The organism is Gordonia sp. (in: high G+C Gram-positive bacteria) (genome assembly GCF_052106715.1).
Lineage (GTDB): Bacteria > Actinomycetota > Actinomycetes > Mycobacteriales > Mycobacteriaceae > Gordonia.
This window is the reverse complement of the sequence record NZ_JBQEDL010000028.1, coordinates 14,122-29,505: the sequence shown is the minus strand read 5'-3', so window position 1 is coordinate 29,505 and position 15,384 is coordinate 14,122. Positions and strand designations below refer to the sequence as shown.

Sequence of the window (15,384 nt, the reverse complement as noted above, 5' to 3'; positions counted from 1 at the left end):
GATTTCAGGAGGAGACTTCCATGAAGACCATCCGCAAAGTGCTCGTGGCGAACCGCGGCGAGATCGCGGTCCGCGTCATCGACACCCTGGACGCGATGGGCATCGAGTCAGTGGCCGTCTACTCCGATGCCGACGTGAACGCGCCGCACGTGCTCGCCGCGGGTGAAGCCGTCCGACTCGGGCCTGCGCAGGCGTCGCAGAGCTACCTCGACATCGAGAAGGTCGTCGCGGCGGCGAAAGCGACCGGCGCGGACGCCGTTCACCCCGGCTACGGCTTCCTCTCCGAGAACCAGGCGTTCGCCGCGGCACTGGCCGCCGAGGACATCGTGTTCATCGGTCCGCCGCCGGAGTCGATCGCGACCATGGGCGACAAGATCACCGCCCGCGCAGCCGTCACCGCCCGCGACGTGCCCGTCGTTCCGGGGCTGTCGCGACCAGGACTGACCGACGACGAACTCGTGGCGGCCGCTCCGGACATCGGCTTCCCCGTGCTGATCAAACCGAGCGCAGGCGGTGGCGGCAAGGGCATGCACCGGGTCGACGATCCGGCCGATCTGCCGGACGCGCTCGTCGCCGCGCGACGTGAGGCCGGAGCCGCATTCGGCGACGACTCACTGTTCCTCGAACACTTCGTCCTCACCCCACGCCACATCGAGGTGCAGATCCTCGCCGACACCTGTGGCAACGTCGTCCATCTCGGCGAACGCGAGTGCTCGCTGCAGCGACGCCACCAGAAGGTCATCGAAGAGGCTCCATCGGCGTTGCTCGACGAAGCGACCCGCGCCCGTATCGGTCGCGCAGCCTGCGACGCGGCACGCAGCGTCGGCTACACCGGCGCGGGCACCGTCGAGTTCATCGTCTCCGCCGTCGCTCCCGAAGACTTCTTCTTCATGGAGATGAACACGCGTCTGCAGGTGGAGCATCCGGTGACCGAACTCGTCACCGGCCTCGACTTGGTTGAGCAGCAGGTGCGGATCGCCCGTGGCGAACAGCTCTCGTTCACCCAGGACGACGTGACGCTTACCGGCCACGCGATCGAGGCCCGCGTCTACGCCGAGGACCCGGCAGCGGGGTTCCTGCCGACCGGTGGTGAGATCACCGACCTCGTCTGGCCGACGCACGGCACGCGCGTCGACTCCGGTGTGCGGGTCGGCAGCGTCGTCGGCAGCGACTACGACCCGATGCTCGCGAAAGTCATCGTGTACGGATCGGACCGCGCCGAAGCCGTCGACCGACTCGACGAAGCGCTCGCCCAGACCCGCCTGACTGGCGTCGTCACCAACATCGACTTCTGTCGATTCGTGCTCGCGCAGCCCGCGGTGCGGTCGGCCGAACTCGACACCGAACTGCTCGACCGACTGGTCGTCGACTACGCCGCGCCTGTCCCGCCGCCCGAAGCGCTGACTGCAGCGGTTCTCGGTGCGCTTGACCTCGGCAGCCCCGACGACCTGTGGTCCAGCGCGCTCGGCTTCCGCATCGGTGCGCCGTCGCCGTACGTGTCGCGGCTCGCGGTCGACGGGGCCGCCTACACGGTGAGTGCCGCGCTGCAGTCCTCGCCGGACGCGTCCTGGCTCGCCGCGGACGTCGCCGTGGAGTCCGACGGCGAGCCGTGGAACGCCCACGTCGTCGTCGCCCCGCGGCAGGACGGATCGATCGCGGTGGCCTGCGACGGAGTCCAGCAGCGGTGGACCGTTCGTGCCGCCGGCGGACGACGCTGGGTCGCGGGAAACGCGGGAACGTGGCAGGTGACGCCACTGAAGACCCTCGCCGACACCGATGCCGACGATGCGGTCGGCGACGTCGTCAGCCCGATGCCGGGCACTGTCGTCGCGGTTCCCGGCGTCGACGGCTCCACCGTCGAGGCGGGCGCGCCGCTGGTCGTCGTCGAAGCCATGAAGATGGAGCACACGCTGCGCGCGCCCGTCGACGGCGTGGCTTCGATCTCGGTCGGCGTCGGCGACAAGGTCGCGTCGGCGCAGGTGCTCGCTCACGTGGCTGTCACCGAAGCGACTGGGACCGAAGCGATTGGGACCGACGCCGCGATTGCGCTCGAAGAGCAGAAATGACGTACCCGGTTCGACGGGCGGGCATAGGCTTCCGCACGACGAGCGCTCACAAGAAGGAACAGACATGGAATTGACTCAGGACTACCTGGACCTCGTCGACAGCGTCCGCGACTTCGCGCAGTCGGCCGTCGCACCGGTCTCGGCGCAGCACGACCGCGACAAGACCTTCCCGTACGAGGTGGTCGCACAGATGGGCGAGATGGGCCTGTTCGGTCTGCCGTTCCCCGAAGAACTCGGCGGGATGGGTGGCGACTACTTCGCGTTGGCCCTCGCGTTGGAGGAACTCGGTAAGGTCGACCAGTCGGTCGCCATCACCCTGGAAGCCGGCGTCGGCCTCGGCGCGATGCCGATCTACCGGTTCGGCACCCGCGAACAGCAGGAGCGGTGGCTCCCCGATCTGCTGTCGGGTAAGCGGCTGGCCGGTTTCGGCCTCACCGAGCCGGGTGCGGGCTCGGATGCGGGTGCGACGGCGACTACCGCGCGCGCTGACGGTGACGAGTTTGTCATCAACGGTGCCAAGCAGTTCATCACCAATTCGGGCACCGACATCACCTCGCTCGTCACGGTCACCGCGGTGACCGGGCAGAAGGCAGGCGGGGGCAAGGAGATCTCGACGATCGTCGTCCCGTCGGACACACCGGGCTTCGTCGCCGAACCCGCATACGACAAGGTCGGCTGGCATGCGTCGGACACTCATCCGCTGAGCTTCACCGACGCCCGGGTCCCCCAGGAGAACCTCCTCGGTGACCGCGGACGCGGCTACGCGAACTTCCTGTCGATCCTCGACGAAGGGCGCATCGCCATCGCCGGTCTGGCGACCGGTGTCGCGCAGGGCTGCGTCGACGAGTGCATCAAGTACGCGAGCGAGCGCAGATCGTTTGGCAAGGCGATCGCCGAGTATCAGTCGGTGTCGTTCGCCATCGCCCGGATGGAGTCGCGGGCGCACGTCTCCCGAATGGCCTACTACGACGCCGCAGCCAAGATGCTCGCAGGCAAGCCGTTTAAGAAGGAGGCGTCGATCGCCAAGATGGTCTCGAGTGAGGCGGCGATGGACAACGCTCGGATGGCGACCCAGATCCACGGCGGCTACGGCTTCATGAACGAATACCTCGTGTCCCGCCACTACCGGGACTCGAAGATCCTCGAAGTCGGCGAGGGGACAACCGAGGTGCAGTTGATGCTGATCGCCCGCTCGTTGGGACTGCCCGCATGAGCACCGGGGCGAGAGCGACCGGCGATACCGGGGGGAGCAGGCGCATCCCGCAGCGCGGTCTCTGGTTCGAGGAGTTCGAGGTCGGGGCCGTCTACGAGCACAGCCCGGGACGCACCGTGACCGAAGCGGACAATGTCCTGTTCACGACGCTGACTATGAACACGCAGGCGCTCCACCTGGACGCGGCGTGGGCGGCCACACAGCCGGGCTTCGACGGTCAGCGGCTCATCAACTCGATGTTCACGTTGTCGACCATCGTCGGCCTTTCGGTGGCGCAGCTGACACAGGGAACGCTCGTCGCAAACCTCGGGTTCAGCGACGTCGCGTTTCCGTCGCCGCTGTTCGCAGGCGACACCCTGTATGCGGAGACCGAGTGCACGGGTAAGCGGGTCTCGTCTTCGCGGCCGGGGGAGGGCATCGTGAACATCACGCACATCGGCCGAAACCAGGACGGTGTGATCGTTGCCAAAGCGTCGCGCGCGACGCTCGTCCGACTCGCTCCCGAGGAGGGTTAACGCCCATGACAGTCGAACGCCGATCCCCGCTCGAGCCCTGGATTCCCGCAGGCCCGGCCCTTCTGTTCTGCCCGGCCGACCGCCCCGAGCGGTACGCCAAAGCGCTCGACCGCGCCGACATGGTGATCCTCGACCTCGAAGACGCCGTCGCACCCGGCAACAAATCGTCGGCCCGCGACGCTCTCGTCGACAATCCGCAGGATCCGGACCGGGTGATCGTCCGGATCAACGCCGCGGGCACGGCCGAGCACGACCTCGACCTCGCGGCGCTGGAGAAGACCGCGTACCGGCTGGTGATGCAGGCGAAGACCGAGGATCCGGCACAGGTCACCGCGCACGGGCTCGCGACGATCGCACTCATCGAGACCCCGATGGGTGCGCTCCGCGCCGAAGACATCGTCGCCGCGTCGAACTGCGTCGGGCTGATGTGGGGAGCCGAGGACCTCGTGGCAGGACTCGGCGGATCGTCGAGCCGGTACGCCGACGACGAGTCCGAACCGGGCGAGTACCGCGACGTCCCGAAGTACGTCCGTGCACGTGTCCGCCTGGCTGCAGGTGCTTACGGGAAGGCAACGGTCGACGCGATCCACGCCGACATCGGCGACGTCGACGGACTCGTCGCCGAGGTACGTGACGCGGTCGCGCTCGGCTACACCGCTACCGCCTGCATCCACCCGTCGCAGGCCGCTCACATCCGTGACGGCTATGCGCCGTCACCGGAACGAGTCGACTGGGCTCACCGAGTGCTCGACGGCGCAGCCGAGCACGACGGCGGCGTGTTCGCCCTCGACGGCGACATGATCGACGGCCCCATCATCGCCCAGGCTCGCGCGACGCTCACTCGCGCCGGGCAACCACCAACCGATTGACGAGACCCTGCTGAGTCCCGGAGGAATGATGTCTGACACGTACACCGCAACCGACTCCTACAGCAAGGGCGACGCCGAGTCCGCGCTGCTCACCGACACGATCGGCGGAGTGCTCGCGCGTACCGCCGCGCGCGTTCCCGACTCGCTCGCCCTAGTGGACGCCGCCGTCGACCGTCAGTGGACGTACGCCGAGTTCCGTCGGGACGTCCGCGCACTGGCGGCCGGTTTGTTGCGACTGGACGTGAAGCCGGGCGACCGTGTCGCACTGTGGGCGCCGAATCGGTTCGAGTGGGTGCTCACCCAGTTCGCGGCTGCCGAGATCGGCGCGATCCTCGTGGTGATCAACCCGTCCTACCGTCGTCACGAGCTGGCGTACGTGCTGGCGCAATCGGGGACTTCGGTGGTGCTCGCGGCCGAGCGCTTCCGCGACGCCGACTACGCGCAGATACTCGCCGAGGTCCGTGCCGACGCGCCCGACCTGCGTACCGTCGTGCTGTTCGAGTCCGCCGAGTTCGCCGGGCTGCTCGCCGAGCCGACGGTCGCCGAGTCGGCGGCGATCGACGAGATCGCGTCCGGGCTGTCGGCCTCGGATCCGGTCAACATCCAGTACACGTCGGGAACCACCGGGTCACCGAAGGGCGTCACGCTCTCGCACCTCAACATCGGCAACAACGGATACTTCGTCGGCGAACTCGTCGACTACACCGAGGCCGACCGGATCTGCCTTCCGGTGCCGTTCTATCACTGCTTCGGCATGGTGATGGGCAACCTCGCGGCCACCTCGCACGGCGCCGCGATGGTGATCCCCGGGCAGGCGTTCGATCCACGCGCCACGTTGACCGCCGTCGAGAAGTACCGGTGCACCAGTCTGTATGGCGTGCCGACGATGTTCATCGCCGAACTCGCCCTCCTGGACACCGGAGCGCAATTCGATCTGTCGTCGCTGCGGACCGGGATCATGGCCGGGTCGCCGTGCCCGGAAACGGTGATGCGGCGGGTCATCGACGAGATGAACATGTCGCAGGTGTCGATCTGTTACGGCATGACCGAGACGAGTCCGGTGTCGACGCAGACGCGGACCGACGACCCGCTAGATCTGCGAGTCGGCACCGTCGGCCGGGTCGGGCCGCACCTGGAGATCAAGATCGTCGACCCGCTGACCGGTGCCGTCCTTCCTCGCGGGGAGACCGGCGAGTTCTGCACACGCGGCTACTCGGTGATGCAGGGCTATTGGAACGAACCGGAGAAGACGGCGGAAGCGCTTGACTCAGACGGGTGGATGCACACCGGCGACCTCGGCGTGATGGGCGACGGCTCCCATGATGACGACGGCTACGTCCGTATCACCGGTCGAATCAAGGACATGGTGATCCGTGGCGGCGAGAACATCTACCCGAGGGAGATCGAAGAGTTCCTCTACACCCATCCCGACATCGTCGACGCACAGGTGATCGGCGTCCCAGACGAGAAGTACGGGGAAGAGTTGATGGCGTGGATCCGGGTCCGCGAGGGTGCGGAGTCGTTGGACGTCGACGGGATCCGGGAGTTCGCCGCAGGACAGATCTCCCGGCACAAGATTCCGAAGTACGTCACCGTCGTCGACGAGTTCCCGATGACGGTGACCGGCAAGGTGCGCAAAGTCGAGATGCGCGCGAAATCGATCGAGATGTTGGGGCTGACATAGCAGCACGGCACCGGTTTCAGCACAGGAAAGGGAATTGATGAGCAGGTCCCGGATGGACGTCTTCGCGAGCGATCTGAGTGAGCGCGTCGGTCGCGACCTGACCGATTACGCCGATCTGTGGGAGTACTCGGTCACCGACCTCGACGGCTTCTGGCGCGCCGTGTGGCACTTTTTCGACCTCGACTCCGTGACGGGACAGTCGTTGACCGACGACGACGAAGTACTCGCCGATGCGCGCATGCCGGGTGCGCAGTGGTTCCCGGGAGCGCGACTGAACTACGTCGACGCGGTACTGGCGCACGCTGATAGGGAGTCCGTCGCGATCGTCGGCCTCACCGAGGACGGCGAGCGGACCGAGATCACGTGGAACGGCCTTCCGCGACTCGTCCGCGCGATCGCACGGACTCTCGCAGACGGCGGTGTGGGGGAGGGCGACGTCGTCGCCGCCTACCTGCCGGACATCCCCGAAGCGGTGATCGGGTTCCTAGCCACTGCGTCGCTCGGCGCGGTGTGGTCCGGTTGCGGCCAGGACTATGCGCCCGAAGGCGCGGCTGGTCGTCTCGCGCAGTTGAAGCCGAAGGTCCTGATCTCCGCGGCCGGTTACCGGTTCAACGGCAAGGACGTCGACAAGCGCGAAGACTCTGCGGAGCTCGCGCGCCTGCTCGGTGTCGGCACGCACGTCGTCGTCGGAGATCGGGCCGACACGCGCGACGGCACGACAGCTTGGGAGGACGCGCTCGCGGCCCCGGGAGATCGTCCCGACGATTCGGCGACGGTGCCAGTCCCGTTCGATCACCCGCTGTGGATCCTGTTCTCCTCCGGCACTACCGGAAAGCCCAAGGGGATCGTTCACGGACACGGCGGCGTCGTCCTCGAGCACCTCAAAGAGACGGGATTGCACGCCGACCTCGGCCGAGAGTCGGTCTTCTTCTGGCATACGGCGCTCAGTTGGATGATGTGGAACTACCAGATCGCCGGGCTGCTCGTGGGCGCGCGGATCGTCTGTTACAGCGGATCACCGCTGTATCCGGACGCGGACCGGCTTTGGCAGATCGTGGCCGACGAGAACGTGACCTATTTCGGTACGAGTCCCGGCCAGCTTCAGGCGTCCCGAAAGGCCGGGCTCGTGCCGTGCCGCGACCACGACTTGTCCGCGTTGACGACACTCGGTAGCACCGGATCCACGCTCGCCGCCGACTTGTTCACATGGGTCGACGACAACGTGCAGAAGGGTCTGCCGGTCTCGTCGATCAGTGGCGGCACCGACATCGTGTCGGCGTTCGCCGGCGGCTCGGTGGGGATCCCGGTCGTGGCGGGTGAACTCTCTGTGCGGCACCTCGGCGTCGCACTGGAGAGTTGGTCGCCGCAGGCGAGAGGGTTGATCGACGAGGTCGGCGAGATGGTGGTCACCGAGCCGATGCCGTCGATGCCGGTGAGCTTCTGGGACGACCCCGACGGTGAGCGCTACCGGAAGGCGTACTTCGCGTACGAGTGGGATCGCGACGACGCACAGGTCGTCTGGCGGCACGGCGACTGGGTGACTCTCACCGATCGCGGGTCGCTGGTGATCCACGGCCGTAGCGACGCGACACTGAACCGCAACGGCATCCGCATGGGGTCCGCCGACATCTACGAGGTCGTCGAAGCAGTCGACGAGGTCGCCGAGGGATTCGTCCTCGGCGTCGACGGCCCCGACGGCGAGTATTGGATGCCGTTGTTCGTGACGCTCGTTGAGGGAGCCGACCTCACCGACGAACTCACCGCACGAATCGCTGCCGAGGTGAAGACGCGGTTGTCGGCGCGTCACGTACCCGATGAGGTGATCCTCGCGCCGGGGATCCCGCACACGCGGACCGGCAAGAAGCTCGAGGTCCCGGTCACCGCGATTCTCGCAGGCCGCAGCGATGTCAACATCGATCCGAAGTCGGTCGACGATTACCGGCTCATCGACTGGTACGCGGACCAGGGGCGTGCCCACGACTGGTGAGTTCGTCGTCGGCCAGGTCGCTGTGTTCGGCTGTCGCTGTCAGACGGGCGCACGACCCTCTCAGCTTGTGTGTATTAGCGTGGACGACGTTCGTCGCAACGACGGACGAGGCGAGTTCCATGCGTGAGGAGTTAGACGATGAGCTATCCCCAGTCCGGCGGATACGGCTACGGCCAGAACCCCCCGGGGGCACAACAGTACGGTCAGCCCGCTGACTACGGGCAATATGGCGGCCAGCAGTACGGCGATCAGCAATATGGCGGCCAGCAGTACGGCGATCAGCAGTATGCCGGCCAGCAGTACGGGGGCCAGTACGGCCAGCAGCAGGGCTACGACGCCCAGGCTCAGGCGCAGTACGGCCAGCAGTACCAGCAGCAGGCTCAGTATGGATACGGCGTGCCGCAGCAGCCGTCCAACCCGGGCCTGCCGGCGAACACCCCGACGATCATCGCCGCAGTCATCGGCGCACTCGGCATCATCACCCTGTTCTGCGGGTTCCTGGACGCGGTCGGTGTGCCGGACGGATACAGCGGTAGCGCACCGAGGTTGTACGAGTCCTTCTACGTCGGGCCGTACATTCTTATCGCCGCCGCCGGTGTGGTCGCGTTGACGACGTTCATTCTCGGTGTCGAGAAGTGGGTCGTCGGCTCGGTCTTCGCATTGACGGTCGTCAGTGCGTTGGTCACGATCTTCCAGTTCTCCACGGCTGAGGGTGACAAGGGCGTCGGCGGGATCATCCTGCTGATCACCTCGATTCTGTCGGCGATCGCCGCTGTCGTGTGGCTGCTGGTCGAAGGCGGTCAGGTCAAGCTCGCATCTGCCGAGGCGACGCAGAGCGTCCCCGTCGACGCATCGCAGTACGCCGCACAGCAGCAGGCCGCTGCCGCGCCCGCCGTCGATTACGGCTACGGGCAGCAGTACCAGCAGCAGGCACAGGCCCAGCAGGCGCAGGCAGGTCAGGCCCAAGCAGGTCAAGCACAGCCGGGGCAGTACAACCCGACCCAGTTCGGTCAGTCGACTCATGCACAGCAGCCGGGCGATTCGAGCGCGACGACTGCCTTCGTGAAGCCTCCGACCGACCCGGGTGCCAACCCGCAGTCTGAGCAGCACTAGGTCTCGCTGCGGCGTGAGTGCAACGTCGAATTCTCTGGCCACCCGCCTTCGGCAGGTGCGCCTGGCTCGTCGTGCGGACACCGCGCCACGGAAGGCCGCCACCTGGGACCTCGTCAAGGTGGCGTTCCTCGTCCCGGGACTGTCGATCATCGCGATCGTCGTCGTCCTGGGCCTCGTCCGTCTCCTGGCAGGCGACGGGCTGTCTGGCATCATGTCGGCGACGGCAGCCGGCTGGCTGGCCGTCAACCAGGTTCCGGTCACGATCAGCGGGGTCACGCTCGGCGTCCTGCCGTTGCTCCCGACCCTGCTGGTGTGCGCCGGAACCGTCAAGGTGGTCGCCGAAGGCGCATCCACCGCACGTGAGCTGCCCGACCTCGTCGGCATTGTCGGCGCGGCGATCGGCGGTTCCGTGCTCGTGACGGCACTGTCCTTGGCAGTGGTGGCCGACGGGGCAGCGGTCAGCGCGGTCGGGCAACCCGACCCGCTGGCAGCGTTCGGGTACACGATTCTGATCCAGGGTGCAGCCGTCCTCGTCGGTATCGCGATCCCCAGCTTGCGGCCGATCCTCGAAGAGTTCGCGGTCCCCGCGACTGAGCGGGTCGGCGCCCGCGGCGGCGTCGTCGCGTTCGGCGTATTGATTGCGGGCGGCGCGCTCCTCGTCTTCGGCAGCATCGTCATGCACTGGGGTTCGGTGTCGACGATGATCTCCGACGGCAACTCCTTCGACGGCTACCTGGGACTGACCGGGCTGAGTATCCTCTACCTCCCGAACATGGTCGTGGGTGCCGCCGCCGTCACCACCGGAACCAACGCGCAACTCGGGGACACCGTCCTCGACGCATTCGACGTCTCGCGGGGAGCCGTCCCACCGCTGCCAATCGTGTCGGCGCTCCCCGAGACTGGTCTCGGGGGCCTCGGCGGCCTGCTGTTCGTCGTCCCGCTCGCCGCTGGGGTCCTGCTCGGTTGGTATTGCCGCAGTACCGACCCGGTCCGTCACTTGCGAGCCGTGGCCATTGGTGCGGCCGTCGCTGCGGCGCTAGTCGTCGTGGCGAGCTTGGCGTCCGGCGGTCGCCTCGGCGAACTCGGTCGCACAGGCGTCAACACCGCTACGGCCGGCGTCTTCACCTTCGCGTGGCTCATGCTGGCCGGTGCACTGGTGGTCGGCGCGATGTGGGTCGCAAGCGGGGGAATCACCCGCGCCCGACACGGCGACGACCTCGACTCCTGGCTCGACGACGTCGCGACTCCCGACGAGGAACACCCGGACCGTGGTCCGAGCGAGACCGAGACCGACGACGACACCGAGACCGGCGACGACACCGAGACCGGCGACGAACACTGGTCGACGCGAGTCGAGACCACCGACCCCGAAGTCGAGACCACAGGCACCGACGTCGAGACTGCAGGCACCGACGTCGAGACCACCGACTCCGAAGTCGAGACTGCCGACACCGATGAACTCGGACTCGGCCCCGAACTCGATTCGGGCGCAGCGTCCGAGCCCGAACCCGATCGACGTGACTGACCGGTTGTCCCCAGTGGTGCCTGCCACAGCGGTTCTGCCTCGGGTGATACCACTCCGAGCTTCCTGATCGCATTGCCCTAAACTGGTCGGCGTGACAGACGCCCCCCGCGACACAGCGGATCTCGACCGCTCGCCCGTCGTGGTACTCGCGTCGGGTACTGGGACGCTGCTCGCGGCGATCATCGACCGGGCGGCCTCCGTTGAGGCCTCGTTCACCGTGGTCGGCGTCGTCGTCGACCGGCCGTGTCCGGCTATGCAGATAGCAGCCGACGCAGACATTCCCGTGGTCGAGTGCATGCTGAAAGAGCATCCCGATCGCGCGACCTGGGACGGCGTGCTGACCGACGCTGTGGCGGCATTCGCCCCCCACTGGGTGGTGACCGCGGGTTTCATGAAGATCCTCGGTCCGTCGTTCCTGCAGCGATTCGGGGGGCGCGTCGTCAACTCGCATCCCGCGCTCCTCCCGTCGTTCGCCGGAGCGCACGGGGTCGCCGACGCACTCGAGTACGGCGTCAAAATCACCGGCACCACCGTCCACCTCGTCGACGACGGAGTGGACACCGGTCCGATCCTGGCCCAACGGACCGTCGAGGTGAGCTCCGACGACACCGAAGCCAGCCTGCACGAACGCATCAAGACCGTCGAGCGCGCACTGTTACCAGAAGTGGTGGACGCGCTCGCCGCCCGCGGCGTTGTCACCGATGGACGAAAGGCACATCTCAAGTGAATGCAACTGCAGATCGTCGCGCCGTACGGCGCGCCCTGGTCAGCGTCTATGACAAGACCGGACTGAGCGAGCTCGCGACCGCGCTGCACGCCGCGGGCGTCGAGATCGTCTCCACCGGGTCCACCGCCAAGACGATCGCAGGCGCCGGTGTCCCGGTGACCGAGGTCAGTGAGCTGACCGGCTTCCCCGAATGCCTCGAGGGCCGCGTCAAGACGCTGCACCCGCGCGTGCACGCGGGCGTCCTCGCCGACACGCGCAAGGACGACCATCTGGCGCAGCTCGAGGACCTGGGCATCGCCCCGTTCGAGCTCGTGGTGGTGAACCTGTATCCGTTCACCGAGACCGTCGCCTCGGGAGCGACGCCGGACGAGTGCGTCGAGCAGATCGACATCGGCGGTCCGTCGATGGTCCGCGCGGCAGCCAAGAACCATCCGTCGGTCGGTGTCGTCGTCGACCCGTCCGACTACCCGCGGGTCACCGAGGCGGTCGCTGCTGGCGGGTTCTCGTTGGTCGAGCGTAAGTCGCTGGCCGCCAAGGCATTCCGCCACACGGCCGACTACGACGTCGCAGTCGCCTCGTGGATGACCAATGTCGTCTCGCCCGACGACTCCACCGACTTCCCGGTGTGGACGGGCGCAACCTGGCAACGCGCCGACGTCCTGCGCTACGGCGAGAACCCGCATCAGGCCGCTGCCCTGTACACGTCGACGTCGGGTCCGGTCGGCCTCGCACAGGCCGAGCAGCTCCACGGCAAGGCCATGTCGTTCAACAACTTCACCGACGGCGACGCCGCGTGGCGGGCCGCCCACGACCACGCCGATCCCACTGTCGCGATCGTCAAGCACGCCAACCCGTGCGGTATCGCTGTGGGCTCGGACATCGCGCAAGCGCACCGGCGGGCCCACGCGTGCGACCCGGTCAGTGCGTACGGCGGCGTGATCGCCGCCAACCGTGAGGTCAGCGTCGAGATGGCCGAACAGGTCGCCGAGATCTTCACCGAGGTCATCATCGCCCCGTCGTACGCTGCCGGAGCCGTCGAGGTGCTGCAGCGCAAGAAGAACGTCCGGATCCTCGTCGCCGAGGCGCCGAGCGCCGATGTCGCCGAGATGCGTCCGGTATCGGGTGGGGTCCTGCTGCAGCAGCGGGACCTGGTCGACGCCGAGGGTGATGATCCGGCCAATTGGACGCTCGCGACCGGCGAAGCCGCCGACGAGAAGACCCTCGCTGACCTCGTCTTCGCGTGGCGTGCCTGCCGCGCGGTCAAGTCGAACGCGATCCTCCTCGCCGCTGACGGCGCGTCGGTCGGTGTCGGCATGGGGCAGGTCAACCGTGTCGACTCCGCACACCTCGCGGTGAACCGTGCAGGCGAGCGCGCCGAGGGATCGGTTGGCGCGTCGGACGCGTTCTTCCCCTTCCCCGACGGCCTGCAGGTGCTGATCGACGGCGGCGTCCGCGCCGTGGTCCAGCCGGGTGGGTCCATCCGCGACAACGAGGTGATCGAGGCGGCCAAGGCTGCGGGCATCACCATGTACCTGACGGGGTCACGCCACTTCGCTCACTGACCGTCGACTTACTTCCGCTCCGCTTACCTCAACGACGTTCGCTCCCCTCGGGAGGGGAGCGAACGCAGCCGAGATGGGCGGGAGTCGGCGAAGTGAGCGATTACGGGATCGCTCGTCGCAGAGTCAGATACGACGTTCCGGCGAACAGAAGATCGAGCGCGAACACGATGCCGACCAGGCTCAGTGGACGAAGGTCGACGATCCACCGGCCGATGGCCGGCCAGCCGCCCGCCATGCTGATGGACAGGCAGGCCAGGACGATCACCACAACGATCACCAGTCCCGCGACGATCACCCACAGGGTCCCGAACCGCTTGTAGAGTGTGGCGCCCCAGAACCCGACGGCGAACGCAAGCATCGCGATCGTGAAGTACAGCAGCAGTGCGACGAACGGACCCTGGTCCCAGATCCACGGCAGGTAGAAGAAGTAGCCGTCGATGCCCCAGCCGTCGGTGGCACGCTCGATGAGGCCGCCGATCAGGAACGTCACGGCGAGCGTCGCCGAGGTGAGGGCAGCAGTCGCATACGTTCCCAAGAAGTACTCGCGACGCGTGATGCTCAACGCCTGTGAGAACGGAAACGTGAACGAGAGCGCCTGGACGCCGACCACGAGGAAGTACCAGAGCGGTGCCTGCGAGCCGCCGCCGTAGATGGGCTCGTCCATGTCGTCGACCGAGAAGACGATGACCGCGTAGATCATCATGCTGATCGCGAACGAGCTGCCCAAGATCAGCATCGGCAGCCAGACGAACGTCTGCTTGTTGAGCAGTTGCATGCGGATCACGTTGCGTGTGCGGTCCGCGGGTTCGGTGGTTGTCATCGGACGACTCCCGTCTGGTCGGCGTGTTGGGTGAAGCGGACGATCAGTTCCTGTAGCGAGACCGACGACGTCGTCAGGTGCAGCCGCTCCAGCGTGCGAGTGTCGTCCTCGCTGAGGACGCCGAGCACGGTTGACGACGCGACCGGCCCGAGGCTCTCGCGATGCAGTTCCTCGCGGCCCGCCACGAACTCGTCGACGGCTCTCGCATTGCCCACGACGGTCACGGCGCGACCTCGGAGGTCGTCCGCGTCCTCGTTGAGGACCAGGGCGCCGTCGTCGACGACGAGTACCCGTTCGATGAGGTCGGCGATCTCGTCGATGAGGTGACTCGAGAGCACGATGGTGCGGGGGTGCTCGGCATAGTCGGAGAGCAGTCGATCGTAGAAGATCTGCCGCGCAACGGCGTCCAGGCCGAGATAGGGCTCGTCGAAGAACGTGATCTCGGCACGTGAGGCGAGTCCGATGATGACGCCGACCGCCGATAGCTGTCCGCGGGAGAGCTTCTTGATGCGAGTCTTGGTCGGGAGTCGGAACTCGGCGATCAGCCGTTGCGCGAACTGTTCGTCCCAATGAGGAAAGAACAGGCGTGCGGCCGCGAATGCGTGGACCGGACGAGCATCGTCCGGGTACCGCTGCCCTTCACGGACGAAGCATATGCGCGACAGTGCGCGCTGGTTCTCGTACGGCTCCTCGCCGAAGATCCGAGCTTGGCCTGCGGTGGCGAAGTTCTGCGCGGTCAGAATCGACATGAGCGTGGTCTTTCCCGCACCGTTGCGCCCGAACAGGCCGCAGATGGTGTTCGCCGGGATGTCGAAGTCGACGGAGTCCAGGGCGACGGTGTCACCGTAGTGTTTGCTGAGGCCGCGGGCGCTGACTGCTGCGACGTCGTTGGACGTGTCGGTCATCGCGGGTCTCCTTCCTCGGAGTGCTGGTGGGATCGGTCACGGATCAAAGCGATGAGGTCCTCGGGTGCCAGGCCGAGTCGATCGGCCTCGCCGAGGAGTGGCTCGATGAACCGGTCGGCGAATGACTCCTGGCGCTCGCGACGGAGCAGGTCCTGCGCGCCAGTCGACACGAACATGCCGACGCCGCGACGTTTGTAGAGGACTCCCTTGTCGACCAGCATGTTGACTCCTTTCGCTGCGGTGGCCGGATTGATTCGGTAGAAGGCGGCCAGCTCGTTGGTAGACGGTGCGCGGGTCTCTTCGCCGAGGCTCCCGTCGATGATCGAGTCCGACACGTTGTCCGCGATCTGTTGGAAGAGGGCTCTGCTGTCGTCGATCACGAGCGCCTCCTGTTCTTT

The 15,384-nt window shown here is 67.0% G+C and carries 13 protein-coding genes; 10 read left to right on the top strand and 3 right to left on the bottom strand.

Annotated elements, in window-relative coordinates; translation table 11 throughout:
- The first annotated feature begins 20 nt into the window (after positions 1-20).
- From ACTIMF_RS14085 to purH, 10 genes are all read left to right on the top strand, one after another.
- Positions 21-2,066 (top strand): acetyl/propionyl/methylcrotonyl-CoA carboxylase subunit alpha, encoded by a 2,046-nt coding sequence (locus ACTIMF_RS14085; RefSeq protein WP_442350922.1) that lies wholly within the window; start codon positions 21-23, stop codon positions 2,064-2,066.
- 64 nt (positions 2,067-2,130) lie between these two features.
- Complete coding sequence (locus ACTIMF_RS14080) at positions 2,131-3,279, top strand: acyl-CoA dehydrogenase family protein (protein WP_442350921.1); 1,149 nt, start codon at positions 2,131-2,133, stop codon at positions 3,277-3,279.
- Positions 3,276-3,794: a MaoC family dehydratase gene (locus tag ACTIMF_RS14075; RefSeq protein WP_442350920.1), complete on the top strand. Its 519-nt coding sequence runs from the start codon at positions 3,276-3,278 to the stop codon at positions 3,792-3,794. The genes ACTIMF_RS14080 and ACTIMF_RS14075 overlap by 4 nt, the downstream gene beginning before the upstream one ends.
- Before the next feature lie 5 nt (positions 3,795-3,799).
- On the top strand, positions 3,800-4,663 hold the full coding sequence (locus tag ACTIMF_RS14070) for an HpcH/HpaI aldolase/citrate lyase family protein (RefSeq protein ID WP_442350919.1): 864 nt from the start codon (positions 3,800-3,802) through the stop codon (positions 4,661-4,663).
- Positions 4,664-4,691: 28 nt separating this feature from the next.
- Positions 4,692-6,347, top strand: a complete 1,656-nt coding sequence (locus tag ACTIMF_RS14065) for an AMP-binding protein (protein WP_442350918.1) — start codon at positions 4,692-4,694, stop codon at positions 6,345-6,347.
- Positions 6,348-6,384: 37 nt separating this feature from the next.
- On the top strand, positions 6,385-8,334 hold the full coding sequence (locus ACTIMF_RS14060) for an acetoacetate--CoA ligase (RefSeq protein ID WP_442350917.1): 1,950 nt from the start codon (positions 6,385-6,387) through the stop codon (positions 8,332-8,334).
- A 138-nt stretch (positions 8,335-8,472) separates the two neighbouring features.
- Entirely contained in the window at positions 8,473-9,447 is a 975-nt protein-coding gene (locus ACTIMF_RS14055) for a DUF5336 domain-containing protein (protein ID WP_442350916.1), read from the top strand.
- A gap of 13 nt (positions 9,448-9,460) precedes the next feature.
- Complete coding sequence (locus ACTIMF_RS14050) at positions 9,461-10,972, top strand: cell division protein PerM (RefSeq protein ID WP_442350915.1); 1,512 nt, start codon at positions 9,461-9,463, stop codon at positions 10,970-10,972.
- Positions 10,973-11,063: 91 nt separating this feature from the next.
- Positions 11,064-11,699, top strand: coding sequence for a phosphoribosylglycinamide formyltransferase (purN, locus tag ACTIMF_RS14045; RefSeq protein WP_442350914.1), 636 nt, complete (start codon positions 11,064-11,066; stop codon positions 11,697-11,699).
- On the top strand, positions 11,696-13,261 hold the full coding sequence (purH, locus tag ACTIMF_RS14040) for a bifunctional phosphoribosylaminoimidazolecarboxamide formyltransferase/IMP cyclohydrolase (protein WP_442350913.1): 1,566 nt from the start codon (positions 11,696-11,698) through the stop codon (positions 13,259-13,261). Before purN ends, purH begins: the two co-directional genes overlap by 4 nt.
- A gap of 100 nt (positions 13,262-13,361) precedes the next feature.
- Here purH and ACTIMF_RS14035 read toward each other — a convergent pair whose 3' ends face one another.
- Genes ACTIMF_RS14035 through ACTIMF_RS14025 form a run of 3 tightly spaced genes read right to left on the bottom strand, consistent with a single transcriptional unit; the run spans position 13,362 to position 15,366 of the window.
- Positions 13,362-14,081: a hypothetical protein gene (locus tag ACTIMF_RS14035; protein ID WP_442350912.1), complete on the bottom strand. Its 720-nt coding sequence runs from the start codon at positions 14,079-14,081 to the stop codon at positions 13,362-13,364.
- Positions 14,078-14,986 (bottom strand): ABC transporter ATP-binding protein, encoded by a 909-nt coding sequence (locus ACTIMF_RS14030; protein WP_442350911.1) that lies wholly within the window; start codon positions 14,984-14,986, stop codon positions 14,078-14,080. Before ACTIMF_RS14030 ends, ACTIMF_RS14035 begins: the two co-directional genes overlap by 4 nt.
- Positions 14,983-15,366: a GntR family transcriptional regulator gene (locus ACTIMF_RS14025; RefSeq protein WP_442350910.1), complete on the bottom strand. Its 384-nt coding sequence runs from the start codon at positions 15,364-15,366 to the stop codon at positions 14,983-14,985. Before ACTIMF_RS14025 ends, ACTIMF_RS14030 begins: the two co-directional genes overlap by 4 nt.
- Between the last annotated feature and the right edge of the window lie 18 nt (positions 15,367-15,384).